The 16026-nt window shown below is 51.1% G+C and carries 16 protein-coding genes; 2 read left to right on the forward strand and 14 right to left on the reverse strand.

Translation table 11 applies throughout. The annotated features are described in order from the left end of the window. Positions 1–6: 6 nt before the first annotated feature. Complete coding sequence (locus KNQ12_RS03425; protein ID WP_023468777.1) at positions 7–321, reverse strand: winged helix-turn-helix transcriptional regulator; 315 nt, start codon at positions 319–321, stop codon at positions 7–9. Positions 322–425: 104 nt separating this feature from the next. On the opposite strand from KNQ12_RS03425, the gene KNQ12_RS03430 reads away from it, so the two are divergent. Further along, positions 426–917, forward strand: coding sequence for a lactoylglutathione lyase family protein (locus KNQ12_RS03430; protein ID WP_023468778.1), 492 nt, complete (start codon positions 426–428; stop codon positions 915–917). A 2-nt stretch (positions 918–919) separates the two neighbouring features. Beyond that, positions 920–1891 carry a zinc-binding dehydrogenase gene (locus KNQ12_RS03435; RefSeq protein WP_214746362.1) on the forward strand — a complete coding sequence of 324 codons (972 nt, stop codon included), beginning with the start codon at positions 920–922 and terminating at the stop codon, positions 1889–1891. 108 nt (positions 1892–1999) lie between these two features. On the opposite strand, the gene KNQ12_RS03440 is transcribed toward KNQ12_RS03435, so the two are convergent. The 13 genes from KNQ12_RS03440 to lspA all read right to left on the reverse strand — a co-directional run bounded on the left by KNQ12_RS03440 (position 2000) and on the right by lspA (position 15989). Next, on the reverse strand, positions 2000–2809 hold the full coding sequence (locus tag KNQ12_RS03440) for a GNAT family N-acetyltransferase (protein WP_214746365.1): 810 nt from the start codon (positions 2807–2809) through the stop codon (positions 2000–2002). A gap of 80 nt (positions 2810–2889) precedes the next feature. Continuing rightward, entirely contained in the window at positions 2890–3525 is a 636-nt protein-coding gene (pyrE, locus tag KNQ12_RS03445; protein WP_074668419.1) for an orotate phosphoribosyltransferase, read from the reverse strand. Beyond that, the gene (gene pyrF / locus KNQ12_RS03450) at positions 3519–4220 is read right to left on the reverse strand and encodes an orotidine-5'-phosphate decarboxylase (protein ID WP_214746368.1); all 702 of its coding nucleotides are present in this window, start codon (positions 4218–4220) and stop codon (positions 3519–3521) included. The genes pyrE and pyrF overlap by 7 nt, the downstream gene beginning before the upstream one ends. After that, positions 4195–5127 carry a dihydroorotate dehydrogenase gene (locus tag KNQ12_RS03455; protein ID WP_023468783.1) on the reverse strand — a complete coding sequence of 311 codons (933 nt, stop codon included), beginning with the start codon at positions 5125–5127 and terminating at the stop codon, positions 4195–4197. The genes pyrF and KNQ12_RS03455 overlap by 26 nt, the downstream gene beginning before the upstream one ends. Beyond that, complete coding sequence (locus KNQ12_RS03460) at positions 5124–5855, reverse strand: iron-sulfur cluster-binding protein (protein ID WP_214746370.1); 732 nt, start codon at positions 5853–5855, stop codon at positions 5124–5126. Before KNQ12_RS03460 ends, KNQ12_RS03455 begins: the two co-directional genes overlap by 4 nt. Then, positions 5852–9061, reverse strand: a complete 3210-nt coding sequence (gene carB, locus KNQ12_RS03465) for a carbamoyl-phosphate synthase large subunit (protein WP_023468785.1) — start codon at positions 9059–9061, stop codon at positions 5852–5854. The genes KNQ12_RS03460 and carB overlap by 4 nt, the downstream gene beginning before the upstream one ends. After that, positions 9054–10142, reverse strand: a complete 1089-nt coding sequence (locus tag KNQ12_RS03470) for a carbamoyl phosphate synthase small subunit (RefSeq protein ID WP_023468786.1) — start codon at positions 10140–10142, stop codon at positions 9054–9056. Before KNQ12_RS03470 ends, carB begins: the two co-directional genes overlap by 8 nt. Beyond that, on the reverse strand, positions 10135–11406 hold the full coding sequence (locus KNQ12_RS03475) for a dihydroorotase (protein WP_214746373.1): 1272 nt from the start codon (positions 11404–11406) through the stop codon (positions 10135–10137). Before KNQ12_RS03475 ends, KNQ12_RS03470 begins: the two co-directional genes overlap by 8 nt. Then, positions 11390–12325: an aspartate carbamoyltransferase catalytic subunit gene (locus tag KNQ12_RS03480; protein ID WP_214746376.1), complete on the reverse strand. Its 936-nt coding sequence runs from the start codon at positions 12323–12325 to the stop codon at positions 11390–11392. The genes KNQ12_RS03475 and KNQ12_RS03480 overlap by 17 nt, the downstream gene beginning before the upstream one ends. 123 nt (positions 12326–12448) lie before the next feature. Beyond that, complete coding sequence (locus KNQ12_RS03485) at positions 12449–13762, reverse strand: uracil-xanthine permease family protein (protein ID WP_050677526.1); 1314 nt, start codon at positions 13760–13762, stop codon at positions 12449–12451. Positions 13763–13813: 51 nt separating this feature from the next. Further along, positions 13814–14344 carry a bifunctional pyr operon transcriptional regulator/uracil phosphoribosyltransferase PyrR gene (pyrR, locus tag KNQ12_RS03490; RefSeq protein ID WP_035396895.1) on the reverse strand — a complete coding sequence of 177 codons (531 nt, stop codon included), beginning with the start codon at positions 14342–14344 and terminating at the stop codon, positions 13814–13816. A 248-nt stretch (positions 14345–14592) separates the two neighbouring features. Then, positions 14593–15516: an RluA family pseudouridine synthase gene (locus KNQ12_RS03495; protein WP_023468791.1), complete on the reverse strand. Its 924-nt coding sequence runs from the start codon at positions 15514–15516 to the stop codon at positions 14593–14595. Continuing rightward, on the reverse strand, positions 15513–15989 hold the full coding sequence (gene lspA, locus KNQ12_RS03500) for a signal peptidase II (protein ID WP_023468792.1): 477 nt from the start codon (positions 15987–15989) through the stop codon (positions 15513–15515). The genes KNQ12_RS03495 and lspA overlap by 4 nt, the downstream gene beginning before the upstream one ends. Positions 15990–16026: the final 37 nt, after the last annotated feature.

The raw sequence follows: 16026 nt of genomic DNA on the forward strand, positions 1-16026 counted from the left end.
TCTCGTTTAGGATTCGGATAATTGATTCCCTTCCCCCCACGCGCATAAACCTTTCATGGCCGGTTGCAGTGTAAATGCCGCCTCTGTCAATTTGTATTCGACGTGTAAGACGGCTTCATCATACTCAATCCGCTCGATCATTCCGAGTCGTTCAAGTTCTTTTAACTGATCGGTCAAGACTTTCCGAGAAATCCCGGGAATGGCACGTTGTAACTCTAAAAAACGTTTCGGACCGTTCTCTAACGTGCAATATAATTGTGGACGCCATTTTCCGCCGATGATGGCGAGCGCCCGATTGACCGGAAATTGTTCTGTCGACATGTTGTTCTCTCCTCCAGAGTAGTTACTTCAAAGTGCGTACTATGCAATCGAGTGTAGCGTAAGTTAGAGTATGCGTAAATCATTTTGCAAAAGGAGTGTTAAGCATGACGTATCCACGTAATTTTTCGCACATCGGTCTTTCCGTGCCGAATCTCGACGAAGCCGTCCGTTTTTATCAAGAGGTGATGGGCTGGTATATCATCATGGAACCATCTGATGTCCTCGAAGATGATTCTGCCATCGGTGTCATGTGTACGGATGTCTTTGGTGCAGGGTGGAACAAGTTCCGGATTGCTCACATGGCGACAGGTGACCGCATCGGAATCGAGTTGTTCGAGTTCCCGAACAATGAACAACCCGAAAACAACTTCGAATTCTGGAAAACAGGCATCTTCCATTATGCGATTCAAGATCCAGACGTCGAAGGACTCGTCGAAAAAATCGTTGCCCATGGTGGCAAACAACGGATGCCAATCCGCGAATACTATCCGGGAGACAAGCCGTATCGAATGGTCTACTGTGAGGATCCATTCGGTAACCTCGTCGAAATCTACTCTCACTCGTATGAACTCACGTATTCGGAAGGAGCGTATTAAACATGAAAGCATGGTTAAACCACTCAGGTACAGCCATTGATCAATGGACATTCGAAGAGGTCGAGACGCCGACGCCAGGAGAAGGTCAAGCCTTGATTCGCGTCAAGACCGTCGCGCTGAATCCCGTCGACTATAAGGCGACTAACAATCCAGCTTGGACGTTTCCACATATTCCAGGCGTCGATCTAGCTGGTGTCGTCGAACAAATCGGCCCCGGCGCAGAAGTGAAAATCGGCGATCGTGTAGCGATTCATACGAACCTGCAACGCGATGGCGCTTTTGCTGAATATGCACTCGTCGATACACGTGCCCTCGCCCTGATTCCGGAAGACGTCTCATTCGCTGAAGCCACTGCGATTCTTTGCGCAGGAATGACTGCCTATGAAGCCATCGTTCAGAAGATGAACACGACAGGGAAAGAAACGATCCTTATCCATGCTGGTGCAGGTGGTGTTGGTGGCATCGGCATTCAACTCGCAAAACGCCTGGGTCTTAAGGTCGCGACGACTGCTTCGACGGAAAATCATGAGTGGGTCAAGCGACTCGGTGCCGATCTTGCCATCGACTACAAAAAAGAAAATGTAACGGATGTCATCCGCGATTGGACGAACGGTCGCGGCGCTGACTTGATTTTTAATACGGTCGGTCGAGATGAAGCAACAGCGGATATCGGACGTCTTGCCTTCTCGGGGCAACTTGCATTCATCGCCGGTGGTCCCGATCAGTCGGTCGTCAAGCCGTTCACGCTCTCCCCTTCGATCCATGAAGTGGCACTCGCGGCTGCTTATGCAAGCGAAGATGACCGTGCCATCCGAAACCTCGGTCATATGGCAAGCGAGTTATTAAAACTCGTCGCAGCAAAAGAACTAGATCCACTCGTCACAGAAGAGATTCCAGCAGCGGACATCGTCAAAGGATTGCAACGTCTATCTGAACGCCATGTCCGTGGTAAAATCATCGCTACATTCAATTGATTTCTCAGTTTGACATGAAACAGCCGATCGTCCTTAGATAACAGGATGATCGGCTGTTGTTGTACATATCAATGTCTAGACATGTCCAAGAAACAAGTGGCTCGATATTCATCGATAGCGCTCTTGTTTCTTGATATGTAAGGATCGCCCGACTAACTCGAAACCGACATGCTGATAGATCTTATTCGCTGTCTGGTTCGACCAATCGGTGTAGAGTGTCACGACCGGATAAGACTTTAGTAGATGTTCAGATAGTTTGGCGACGAGATAAGAGGCATACCCATTTCCACGCAGTTCTTTCGGCGTATAGACGTAAGAAATCGTAATCCCAGTTTGCGTCGGACGCGTTGCTGCCGCCATCGCGACAAGCATATCTCCACGAAACAGTCCGAACAAGCTTCCTTGCTGGATGTGGCGCGTCATCGACTGATGGAGTTGCGTAAGCTGTCGCTCAGAAGGTCGCGTTTCAACTTCATGTAAAAATCCGGACGCAGATGCTAAGGCTTGTTGTCTTTCAACGTCCGAAATCGGTCGGAAGACGACGTTTTCCGGAACAAGCGGCATCTCGACCTCTGTCAGTGCATACATCCCTTGTTCCATATGTACCTCATACATGGAATGTGGGAGTAAAAGCGGCGCTAAGATGGCCTGTTCTCCGACGAATCCTGGACTATCCAGAATTCGCGCGAGCTTTCGGATTCCTTCTTGCGAGAACACATCACCTGCGACGATGGCTTGCTCCGGTATCGTTTGCAATATGACGAGACGATGATCGTCTTCTTGTGCCGTTGCCATCAAGAGCGGTTCATCCCCACGTTCTAATATGCCAAGAATCAACTGATGGGTATCCGGACGTTCAAGCAAAAACGGGAGGACGACCTTTTTGAACTGTTCATAATCACGATAATGCGTCACCATAGTCGACGACCTCCTTTATTTTTCTAGTGTACCAAAACATTCACTAGAAATCGTAGGTCGTCTGACGGAATCTATCGATTTTAGACGTTCGCTGTAAAACGTTCGCTCCAAGCGACTGGATCTTTCGACCAATCCGCCAACTGTTTTTGCTCTTCTATAGTAATATCACCTTGTTGTTGTGCGGTTTCGAGTAACGCTTCGAACGTCAGTAATGCATCCGCTTCGATCTTTGCGTCGCGGAGATTGTTTGACAAGCGCTCCATCCCGTACGAGAAGATCGCTTGAATGCGAATGACATTTGCTCCCTTCGCTTGCAGAGCTTGCGCCGCTTCGATTGCAGACATCCCCGTCGATAATAAGTCTTCGATGACGACGACACGTTGTCCAGGTTGAATGACACCTTCGATTTGATTCCCTTTACCGTGTTTCTTGTTGCCACTACGTACGTAGACCATCGGTAATCCTAGTCGTTCCGCGACGAATGCTGCGTGTGGAATACCTGCCGTCGCAGTTCCAGCAATCACATCGACTGCAAGTCCCTTCACTTTCTCAGCGAGTGCATCTGCAATCAAGGAACGAACTTCTGGGTACGAGAGCGTCAAACGATTATCACAATAAATCGGTGAACGAAGTCCACTTGCCCATGTGTATGGATCGTTTGGTGATAAGGTGACGGCTTCAATACGGAGTAACGCACTAGCGATTGGATTTACCATGAGAATTGCCCCTTCCATTGTTCAAGTAACATCAGATAGACCTGTTCTGGATGTTCTGCACGCGTAATCGGACGACCGATCACTAAATCCGTCGCTCCATTTTGACGAGCGTCAAGAACGGTCGCGACCCGCTTTTGATCATCCGCTTGACTGTTCGTCGGACGAATGCCGGGTGTGACGAATCGAAAATCTGTCCGACAAGCTGAAACTAGTTCCGGAAGATCGAGTGCTGAACAGACGATACCATCTAGTCCTGCTGCTTCTGCGAGTTGCGCATATTCACGAACGACTGCCGGCATCACTCCTTCAATCTTTAAATCGCGTAACATCGCTTCATCCGTCGATGTCAACTGAGTCACGCCAATCAGTTGTGTCTCAGCGTTCGTCTCACGCAGTCCTTCTCGGGCTGCGATCATCATCTCTTTCCCACCAGCAACATGGACGTTCGTCAGTTCGACGTCTAATTGTCCGATGATACGCATCGTCCGACGTGCCGTTTCTGGAATGTCGTGGATTTTGACATCGAGGAACACCGCATGTCCGCGCTCGACGAGTTTTCGGACGAAGGTTCCGCCTGCTGCATAAAACAATTCCATCCCGACTTTCACAGCTGGTCTTGTCGCTTCGAACCGTTCGAGAAACGAAAAGACTTCTGCTTCGGTCGGAAAATCAAGCGCGATGTAAAGTTGATTCATATGCTTTCCCCCTGATGTCTAAAATATGATCAATACCAAGTTCGTCCATGCGTTCCGGTAACTGCTGAATCAATTCTTGACAGATGTATGGATTGACGAAGTTTGCGGTACCGACGGCAACAGCCGAAGCTCCAGCGTAAATCATTTCGAGGACATCATCGACCTCCATCACGCCACCCATGCCGATGATCGGGATCGAAACGGCTTGCGCGACATCATGAATCATCCGAATCGCAACCGGTTTGATCGATGGACCGGATAATCCACCAATCCGATTGGCAAGGATTGGCTGCCCCGTCCGGACATCGATTCGCATCCCAACGAGTGTATTGATCATCGTCAGACCATCTGCACCAGCTGCTTCGACGGCACGTGCCATCTCAACGATCGAGGTGACATTCGGTGATAGTTTGACGTAGACTGGTTTAGTCGAGACCCGTTTGACACGTCGTGTCAATTCAGCAGCAAGCGACGGATCCGTTCCGAATTGAATTCCACCCGATTTGACGTTCGGACAAGAAATATTTAATTCCAGTGCATGAATGCCTGGATGCTGACTCATTTTCTCTGCAACGAGCTCATATTCTTCCGGTGTCGAACCCGCGACATTGGCGATGATCGCCGTATCGAACGTCTCGAGGAAAGGCATCTTATTCGTTAGGATGCCATCGACACCCGGGTTTTGGAGACCGATTGCATTCAACATCCCCATCCCACTCTCTGCGACACGCGGCGTCGGGTTTCCGTAGCGTTCTTCACCCGTCGCTGCTTTAATCATGATCGCCCCAAGCTCTGATAAATCATACAACTTCGCATATTCCTCACCGAACCCAAAACATCCGGATGCCGGCATGATCGGATTTTTTAAAGAGAGTCCCGGCAACTCGACACGCAATCGTTCCGTCATAGTACGACCTCCTCTGCCCGAAAGACTGGACCATCGGAACACGTCTTGACGTACCCGCCCGTCGGTGTTTGACAGACACAGGCAAAGCATGCTCCGATTCCGCACCCCATTCGGTTTTCGATCGACAGATACTTATGTTCAATCGGTTGTTGCTGTAGTGACTTCAGCATCGGTTCCGGTCCGCAGGCGAGTAGGACATCGTAGCTTTCCGGATGTAAGGCAGCCGTGACGAATCCTGCTATACCATGCGTCCCATCGACGGTCGTGACCGTCGTCTTACCGAGCGTTTGGAATTCCGCTTCGTAAAAAACACTTGTTGCCGTATCGAATCCTAGAATCGCTTCACATGTCACACCCCGGGCGACAAGTTGGCGCATCGTCTCATACAGCGGTGGTACACCGATCCCCCCACCAACGAGGACGACGCGTTGAGTTGGATGGATAGCAGCAATCGGAAACCCGTTTCCAAGCGGTCCGAGGGCATCGATCGTATCATCCGGACGCAAAGAAGCCAGTTCTGCTGTTCCTTGTCCGATTTCTTTAAAGAGAAACGTGATCAAATCATGGTCGACCTGGGCAATCGAGATCGGTCGGCGTAAGAGTGGCCCGACGCGAAGATGCATGAATCGCCCTGGCGCGATGACCTGAGGTTGCTCAAGGCGACAGACGAGTTCTGTCGCACCTTGAGCTACCGTTCGTCGAGAGACGACCGTCAAGAGTTGCTTCATTGGATCACCACTTTCTTTTCATGTGTGAAGGCTTGGATCGCACTGGCTTCAAACGAGCGACTTTCGATGACACGAAGAATTGCTTCCGCCGTATCGAGTGATGTCAGACAGACGACTTGATTCTCGGCTGCTGCCCGACGAATGATGAAGCCATCTTTCGTGACTTGCGAGTCCCGACTCATCGTATTGATGACGTATTCAATCTCCCCTTTTTCAATCACGTCGAGCATCGATTCGGAAGACGAGTCGATTTTGCCGACCGTCTGGACCGGTAATCCTTGCTCCGTCAAGTAGGCTGCCGTTCCTTCCGTTGCAAGTAACGTGAATCCAAGTGAGGCAAAGCGTCGTGCGAGATCCGTCATTTCTGCTTTATCTGGATCTGCGACTGTCAAGAGGACACGACCGTGCTCTGGAATCGCCATCCCTGATGCGAGCAACCCTTTATAGAGCGCTTTTTCGAGCGTCCGGTCCGTTCCAATGACTTCACCGGTTGATTTCATTTCCGGTCCGAGTGTCGGATCAACTTCTTTAAGCTTCGCAAATGAGAAGACTGGTACTTTGACCGAGACGAGTGGTTCTTCCGGTAGAACACCACTTGTTAACCCATAAGAAGCAAGTGTCTCACCGAGAATGATGTCCGTTGCGAGCCGTGCGACCGGAAGTCCCGTCACTTTCGAGATGAATGGCACCGTCCGGCTAGCACGCGGATTGACTTCAAGGACATAGAGGGCGCCGTCCGCGTAGACGAACTGGATGTTGAGTAATCCTTTGATGCCGAATGCTTTCGCAATCCGTGTCGTGTAGTCGACGATCCGGTCCTTGATGTCTTGGGAGACCCGTTGTGGCGGATAGACACCAATCGAGTCACCCGAGTGAACACCGGCACGTTCGATATGCTCCATGATTCCTGGAATGACGACATCCGTTCCGTCGCAGATCGCGTCGACTTCGAGTTCGATTCCTGTCAGGTAGCGGTCTACGAGGACTGGTCGTTCCGGTGAGGCGATGACCGCGTGTTTCATGTAATGTTCCAGTTCTTCTTGAGCATAAACGATTTCCATCGCCCGACCGCCGAGGACGTACGATGGACGAACGAGGACCGGGTAACCGAGTGACGCTGCTGCCGTGACCGCTTCTTCGACCGTCACGGCCGTTTTACCTGGTGGCTGTGGAATGTCGAGCGCCGTCAACGCTGCTTCGAACTGTTTCCGGTCCTCAGCCCGGTCGAGATCCTCAAGCGATGTCCCGAGGATTTTCACACCTTCTGCTGCTAATGACTCGGCTAAGTTGATCGCCGTCTGTCCACCGAACTGGACGATGACACCGAGCGGACGTTCATTTCGGATGACTTCAAGGACATCCTCCGTCGTCAGTGGTTCAAAGTAGAGCCGATCGGAAATCGAGAAGTCGGTCGACACGGTTTCCGGATTGTTGTTGACGATGATTGCTTCGTATCCGGCTTGTCGAATCGCTTGAATCGAATGGACTGTCGCATAATCGAACTCGACTCCTTGACCAATCCGGATCGGACCTGATCCTAAGACGAGAATCGAAGAACGGTTCGTCGCGATGGCTTCATTTTCACGTTCGTATGTTCCGTAGTAGTACGGCGTATCGGACGCGAACTCTGCCGCACACGTATCGACCATCTTATAGACCGGATGAATCGCTTGTGCTTCACGCATCCGGCGAATTTCCGTTTCCGTTTGTCCTGTGATTCGGGCGAGCATCGGGTCACTGAATCCATACCGCTTCACATGCAGGAGTAGTTCAGGTGTCAAACCAGTTGCGACTGATTGCTCGAGCTGCCAAATATGGTGCAACTTTTCAAGGAACAGGCGATCAATCGCTGTCCAGTCATGAATCTGTTCGACGCTGTAACCGCGGACGAAGCCCGCGTACAAGGCGAAGAGTCGATCGTCCGTCGCTTGGCGAATCGCTTGTTGTAACGCATCATCTGCCATTTCGATGAAGCGTGGCATATACAGATCCGCTGTACCGATTTCAAGCGAACGGACCGCTTTCAGTAATGCCTCTTCCATCGTCCGTCCCATTGCCATGACCTCACCGGTTGCTTTCATCTGTGTGCCGAGTGTCCGGTCCGCCGTTTCGAATTTATCGAACGGCCAGCGCGGAATCTTGGCGACGACATAATCGAGTGCCGGTTCGAACGAAGCAAAACTTGTCTCGGTGATCGGGTTCTTTAATTCGGACAAGGCATACCCGACGGCAATTTTCGCAGCCAGTTTTGCGATTGGGTAACCCGTTGCTTTTGACGCGAGTGCAGACGAGCGTGAGACACGTGGGTTGACTTCGATGACATAGTAGTCGAAGCTCGTCGGATCCAGTGCGAACTGGATGTTACATCCGCCCTCGATTCCAAGTGCACGAATGATATCGAGCGAGACGTTTCGCAACAATTGATAATCGCGATCCGATAGCGTTTGTGTCGGTGCGAAGACGATCGAGTCTCCGGTATGAACACCGACGGGATCGAAGTTTTCCATCGCACAGACGATGATCGCCTGATTCGTCGCATCGCGCATGACTTCGAACTCGACTTCCTTCATCCCGGCAATTGATTTTTCAAGAAGTACCTGTGTTGCCGGACTTGCCTTGAGTCCCCCTTCGACGATTCGCGTGAACTCTTCTGGTGTGTTGGCGATTCCACCGCCCGTTCCTCCAAGCGTATACGCCGGACGGATGATGATTGGTAAACCGATCTGTTGCCGGAATTGTTGTGCCTCTTCAAGCGTATGCACGATTTCACTGTCCGGCACACCATGCCCGCGTTTAAACATCAGTTGACGGAACAAATCACGATCTTCTGCCTCTTCGATTGCTGACAATTTCGTACCGAGTAACTCGACACCATACTCAGCAAGGACACCGAGACGATCCAGTTCGACAGCCAAGTTCAGACCCGTTTGACCTCCGAGTGTCGCAAGCAAGGCATCCGGACGTTCCTTGCGGATGATCCGTGAGACGAACTCTGCTTGGAGGGGCTCGATGTAGACACGATCAGCGACCGTTGGATCCGTCATGATCGTTGCTGGGTTCGAGTTGACGAGGATGACTTCATATCCTTCTTCCTTCAAGGCTTGACACGCTTGTGTTCCAGCGTAGTCGAATTCAGCTGCTTGTCCGATCACGATAGGACCGGACCCGATAACGAGAATTTTCTGGATATCTTGACGTTTAGGCATGAGAGACCTCCTGTTGTTTCGTGATTTCTTCTAAAAACTGTTGGAATAGACCGTTCGCATCCATCGGACCAGGTGATGCTTCCGGATGGTACTGGACGGAGAAGACCGCTGCTGTCGTATGACGGATGCCTTCGACCGTTCCGTCATTGATCGCAAGATGCGTCACTTCAAGCACGGTATCGCGTAATGACTGTTCGTCGACGGCATACCCGTGGTTTTGCGACGTGATATCGACGCGACCTGTCCGGATATCTTGGACTGGATGATTCGCACCTCGGTGACCGAATGGGAGCTTGAACGTATCCGCCCCGTGCGCTAGTGCAATCAACTGATGACCGAGACAGATGCCGAAGATGACGACTTTTCCCGTCAATTCTTGAATCATCGGAATCGCCGTTGGGACATCCTTTGGATTCCCTGGTCCGTTCGATAGCATTACACCGTCCGGACGATAGCGTAAGACTTCCGTTGCACTGACGTCGTAGGGCACGACGACGACTTCACAGCCGCGTTTGACGAGTTCGCGGACGATTCCGAGCTTCGCACCGAAATCGACGAGAACGATGCGCGGTCCAGCACCTGGAATGATGTACGCTCGTTCCGTTGAGGCCCGCTTGACTTGATCCGTCTCGATAGGTGCGTTTTGAAGGTGAACCAGTTCTGCTGCTAAATCGAACTCACCGTCAACGAGTCGTCCACGCATGACACCTTTCGAACGGATATGCCGTGTCAATTGACGTGTATCGATTCCACTTAATCCTGGAATATCAAGATCTTGAAGTGCTGCATCGAGCGACATCTCACTCCGGAAATTCGACGGCGTCTGACAATGTTCACGGACGATCAGTGCTTTAGCGAGCGGACGCGTCGTCTCATAATCTTCTCGGTTAATCCCGTAGTTTCCGATTAACGGGTTCGTCAACACGATCATCTGATCGCAGTAAGATGGATCCGATAACATTTCTTGATACCCTGTCATTCCGGTCTGGAAGACGACCTCTCCTGTTGTTGTCGTATCTGAGCCAAATGCCGTTCCTTCAAACGTCATCCCATCTTCTAGTATCAGTGTCCGTTTACGCATGTGCTGTGTCCTCCTTGAATACGATTTCTCCCTTGACGAGCGTCATGACCGGGAATCCTTTTAACCGTTCTCCTGCGAACGGTGTGTTCTTACCTTTTGAGCGGAATCGTTCCGGTGATACGATACGCTCCGTTTCTAGATCAAGCAAAACCAGATCTGCTTCCGCCCCCACTTCGAGTCTCCCGTAAGGAAGTTCAAAGATGGCTGCTGCCTTGTCCGTCAAATTCCGGATCAGTGTCTCAAGTGTCATTTCTCCTTCAGCAACAAGCTTCGTATAGAGGAGTGGGAAGGCCGTCTCGAACCCTGTGATGCCGAACGGGGCACGTTCGATACCGAGTGCCTTCTCTTCTGCCGCATGGGGAGCGTGATCGGTCGCGATGCAATCAATCGTTCCGTCCGCTAGCCCCTCGAGCAATGCTTGGCGATCTGCTTCACTTCGTAAGGGAGGATTCATTTTAAAGTTCGGATCCTGATTCGGTATGTCTTCATCGATCAATACCAGATGGTGCGGTGTGACTTCTGCCGTCACCCGGATCCCTGCTCGTTTCGCGTCACGGATGACACGGACCGATTCCTTCGTCGAGACATGACAGACGTGATAATGACAGCCGGTCTCTTCTGCAATCAGGACATCACGTGCGATGTGGATGCTCTCAGCAAGCGACGGAATACCTTGTAGTCCTTCTCGTCGACTGTAGTTCCCCTCGTGCACACATCCTGCTTTTAGCGAATCATCTTCACAGTGGGCAACGATCGTTTTCCCGAGGCGTGCCGCCTGTTGCATCGCTGTCCGCATGACTGCTGCCGTCTGGACGCCGACACCATCATCCGTAAAGGCGACAGCATCTGTTAATTGGTCGAACGCGACGAGTTCTTGTCCGAGTTGATTTTTTGAAATCGCCGCGTAAGGCAAAACCCGAACGGACGCTGTCTCTTCAATCTTTTGGAACAACGCATCAAGTGTTTGACGATCGTCTGGTACGGGGCGCGTGTTCGGCATCGGACAAATCGTCGTGAATCCACCCGCTGCCGCCGCTGCCGTGCCGGTCGCAATCGTCTCCTTATGTTCGCCACCCGGTTCCCGCAGGTGGACATGGATGTCGACGAATCCTGGTGCGACGAATAAGCCGGACGCATCAATGACCGTTTCATTCGCTTGCGGTGTTGCTGCTAAATCCGTGATTTTCCCGGCTTCAATCCGAATATCTCCAGTTCGAACTTGTCCCGCCTCGTACCATCTCGCATTCTCAATTCGTGTTGTCATCTGCATCGTCTCCTTTGATTGATTTCGTTGAAAAGCACCATTCCAGAATCGCCATCCGTGCAAAGACACCATTTTTCATCTGTTCAAAGATCCGCGATTGCGGATGTTCGACCAGTTCGTCAGCAATCTCGACTCCCCGATTGACCGGTGCCGGATGAAGCACGATCGCGGAATGCTTCAGACGGTTCATCCGCTCATGTGTCAATCCGTGCGTTGTGTGGTAGACTGCTGGATCAAATCGTGTCGTCCCGTCATGCCGTTCGTGCTGGACACGCAGTAACATCAAGATGTCGCACCGCTCGACTGCTTCATCCATCGGAAGATACGGTATGCCCATCGCAGGGTCGTACCACTCAATAGGTCCTGATCCATAGACGATGGCACCGAGTCGCTTTAAGATGTCCGCGTTTGATCGGGCGACGCGACTATGTTGTAAGTCCCCACAGATGACGACGACTTTTCCTTCGACCGTTCCGTACGTTTCGACCATCGTCATCAAATCGAGTAAGGACTGGGACGGATGTTGACCGCTCCCGTCTCCCGCATTGATGATCGGAATATCGAGTGTCTGCATCAGTTCTTCGTAATATCCGGTTGCTCCGTGGCGAATGACCAAAGCATCTGCGCCGATTGCTTCGAGTGTCTTGCATGTATCGCGTAACGTTTCTCCTTTTTGCATGGAGGAAGTCGCCGTTTCGAACGGCAGTAGATGCATGTTCAGACGATGCTCTGCCATCTCAAAGGAAGAGCGTGTCCGAGTCGAGTTTTCAAAGAACAGATTGACAAGCGTCTTATCGGAATAATCTGGCGCTGTCTCGCCTCGTTTAAAAGCGAGACCGCGTTCAATCAAAGAATTGATTTCTGTCGTGGATAAACTTTCTAGGTTGACGAAATGCCGGTTTTTTAGGATCGTCTTCATATCATTCACTCCTCTTCAGGTCATGAAAAAGGCGCACCTTCTAAGTGAAGGTGCGCCGAAAGAAGGCAGAGTGATTCCCTGCATCTTTTCATGGCCTTCACTTTATCGTTCTCTCGGAACGTCTTAAAAGTTGTTAGCTACCGATTGAGTTGTAGAGGTTTCCGTTGTTTCTTCGACCTGCTCTGTCGTTTTCGGAAGAACTAGATTCAGGATGATTCCAAGAATCGTCGCTAGTGCCATTCCTTCGAGAGAGAAGTTGCCGATTTTAAGCGCCGCGCCTCCGATACCTGTGACGAGAATGACGGCTGTAATCGTCAGATTTCGTTTATCGGCAAGATCGATCTTACTTTCCGTCAGCGTCCGGAGACCATTCGACGCGATGACTCCGAACAAGAGGATACTGATTCCACCCATGACCGGTGTCGGAATCGTCTTGATGAACCCTTCGACATATCCGAGGAATCCGAAGCTGATCGCAAGAACCGCCGCGCCACCGAGGACATAGACACTGTAGACACGTGTGATCGACATGACACCGTTGTTCTCACCATACGTCGTAACCGGTGGTCCGCCAAGCATCGACGCGACTGTCTTCGCGATCCCGTCACCCAGTACGGTCCGATGCATCCCTGGATCGAGGAGCGTCTCGCGCCCGATGATCCGTGATGTCACTTTTTGTTCGCCGATGTGCTCCGTCAGTGTGACGAGCGTCACGGGAACAATCAGAAGCAAGGCGGCTGTATTCCACGATGGTGTGTAATTCAAGAACGGAATCGTGAAGTCCGGCACGTGGAAGAACGTGGCTTGTTGGAGTGGTGTGAAGTCAATGATTCCGACCGATGCCGCAACGAGATAACCAACTGTGATCCCGAACAAAATCGGAATCGTACTCCACATTCCTTTTAAGTACGTCATCGCAAGGAGTGTGACGCCGAGTGTGACCATCGCAACGAGGAAGTACAGTCCGTTGTACTTACCATCCGCTCCGTTCATCGCCATGTTGACAGCGGTCGGGGCGAGCGATAAACCGATGACCATGATGACCGGTCCGATGACGACCGGCGGGAGTAAGCGAAGCAACCAAGCAGCTCCCGTGTAGCGGATGAGGAGTGAGACGAGTCCGTAGACGAGTCCAGCGACCATTCCGCCGATTAAGGCATCCTCGACACCCCACCGCTCACTGACGGCGATGATTGGGGCGATGTAGGCAAAACTCGAACCAAGATATGTGGGTACTTTGAAGCGGGTGACGGCGAGGAAAATCAGTGTGCCGACTCCGCTTGCGACGAGCGCGACCGATGTGTTGAGTCCCGTTAAGAGCGGGACGAGCACGGTCGCACCAAACATCGCGAAGACGTGTTGTAAGCTGAGCATCAGCCAGTTTAGAGGGTGAGTAGGTACTTCTTGTACATCAAGTACTGCGGCATGTTTTGCCATATGGATGACTCCCTTTCTGGTCTCTCTGGACCACCTTAAAGGTTTTGAATTTTAGCGTTTAATGAATACTTGATCGGCTTCATCGACTTCGGCGAGCGCGACGACGACTTGTTCCTCGCGGGATGTCGGGACGTTCTTACCGATGAAATCTGGTCGAATCGGTAACTCCCGATGTCCGCGGTCGACGAGGACAGCAAGTTGAATCATACTCGGTCTTCCGTGATCGACGAGCGCATCCATCGCGGCGCGAACGGTGCGTCCTGTGTAGAGGACGTCGTCAACGAGGACGACGATTTTCCCGGTGATGTCTTCCGGTAGATCAGAACCTTTGATTTCTGGTTCTAAACTTCGTTTCGACAAGTCATCCCGGTACATCGAGATGTCGACGACACCGAGTAAAACCGGTTTTCCTTCGATTTGTTCGATGCGCTTCGCAAGTCGGCGAGCGAGTGTCTCGCCTCGCGTCTTGATTCCGACGATCATCAAATCATGAATTCCTTTGTTACGTTCGATGATTTCATGGGCGATCCGTGTCAGTGCACGTCCGATCGCGGCTTCATCTAAGATGACGGCTGGTTTCATGGTTTCTCCTTTCATACAAAAGACCTTCTGCGGAAATCCGCAGAAGGTCATCGAAGACAGAATCATGGCATACGTGTTGTATGCATGCCTACGCACGATCGTGGTAGGTTCTCCCTTTCGCAGCCTCTCCGGACTCGATTAAAGGTGATACTAGTTAGGTAGGATCGTCACTCGGACGACCGAAGTGTCAGTAGAGGATGTCTCGCATCGCTCTCTAGGTGATACTCTACCGTTTTATTAGAAAAACGTCAAGACTCTAATTCAAGTTTTTTCAATTGACCGATTTCAAATGTCATCTCTTCTGGGAGCGGTGCTTCAAAGCGCATCCACTCACCTGTGCGTGGATGTTCGAAACCGAGAACCGCAGCATGTAAGGCTTGACCGTTCATTTTCATCGTCTTACGTGGACCATATTTCGGGTCACCCGCAAGCGGGAAACCGATATAACGCATATGGACACGGATTTGGTGCGTCCGTCCTGTTTCAAGTTTACATTCAACGACCGTAAAGCCTTCGTACCGATCGAGAACACGGAAATGGGTCACGGCAGACTTTGAATTCTTATCCGTTACCGTCATCCGTTGACGGTCGTTCTTATCGCGTCCGATTGGGGCTTCGATCGTTCCGAGTTCGTGCGGGATTTCACCGTGCACGAGCGCGATGTAGAGACGTTCCGTCGTCTTCTCTTTCAATTGATGCGCCAGTGACTCATGCGCTAAGTCGTTCTTAGCGACCATCAACAGACCTGACGTATCCTTATCGATCCGGTGAACGATTCCTGGACGTTTGACGCCATTGATGCCTGAGAGATCTTGACAGTGGTGTAATAAGGCGTTGACGAGCGTTCCTGAGACATGACCTGCCGCCGGGTGGACGACCATCCCTTTTGGTTTGTTGACGACGATGACGTCCGAGTCCTCATACACGACTTCAAGTGGGATGTCTTCCGGTAAGATCTCGAGCTCCACCGCTTCCGGGATATGAACGACAATCGATTCCGTTCCCGATAATTTATAGTTCGGTTTGACGACACGACCATCGACTTCGACACGTCCCGCTTTCAACCATTCCTGTACTTGCGAACGCGACCAATCGTTTTGTTCTGCGAGCCATTTATCAATGCGCCCTGTCGCTCCATCCGCTTGTACGGACCATGTTTCTACTTCATTCATTTATCCATCGTTCCTTTCTTAGTCAACCGTTCTTCGAACATGACGCTGATCAACATCGTGATGACACCAAACGTCAAACAGACGTCTGCGACATTAAAGATCGGAAAATTATAGCCGAACGGGAAGAAGTGGAAGAAATCAACGACTTCTCCTCGTGCCATTCGATCAATGAAATTTCCGATCGCACCACTGAGCAATAACGCGATGCTCCAAGCAAATACCTTATTTTTCGTGCCTTCCTTGTAGAGGAAGTAAATCAATCCAATGACGACGACGACCGTAACGATGAAGAAAAAGCCGAATTTACCTTCGAGCATTCCCCACGCGGCGCCACGATTCCGATACGAGTTGAGATAAAAGAAATCCGGAATGACCGTGATCGCTTGACCAATCGTCATGTTTTGAACGACGATCCATTTCGTCAACTGGTCGATTCCAACGAGTAAAGCAGCAATCCCTAAGTAAAGCCACATCCTATTGTCCTCCGCATCCAAAAATAATGAGGGACGT

This window comes from Exiguobacterium sp. s11 (genome assembly GCF_018619015.1).
Taxonomy (GTDB): domain Bacteria; phylum Bacillota; class Bacilli; order Exiguobacteriales; family Exiguobacteriaceae; genus Exiguobacterium_A; species Exiguobacterium_A indicum.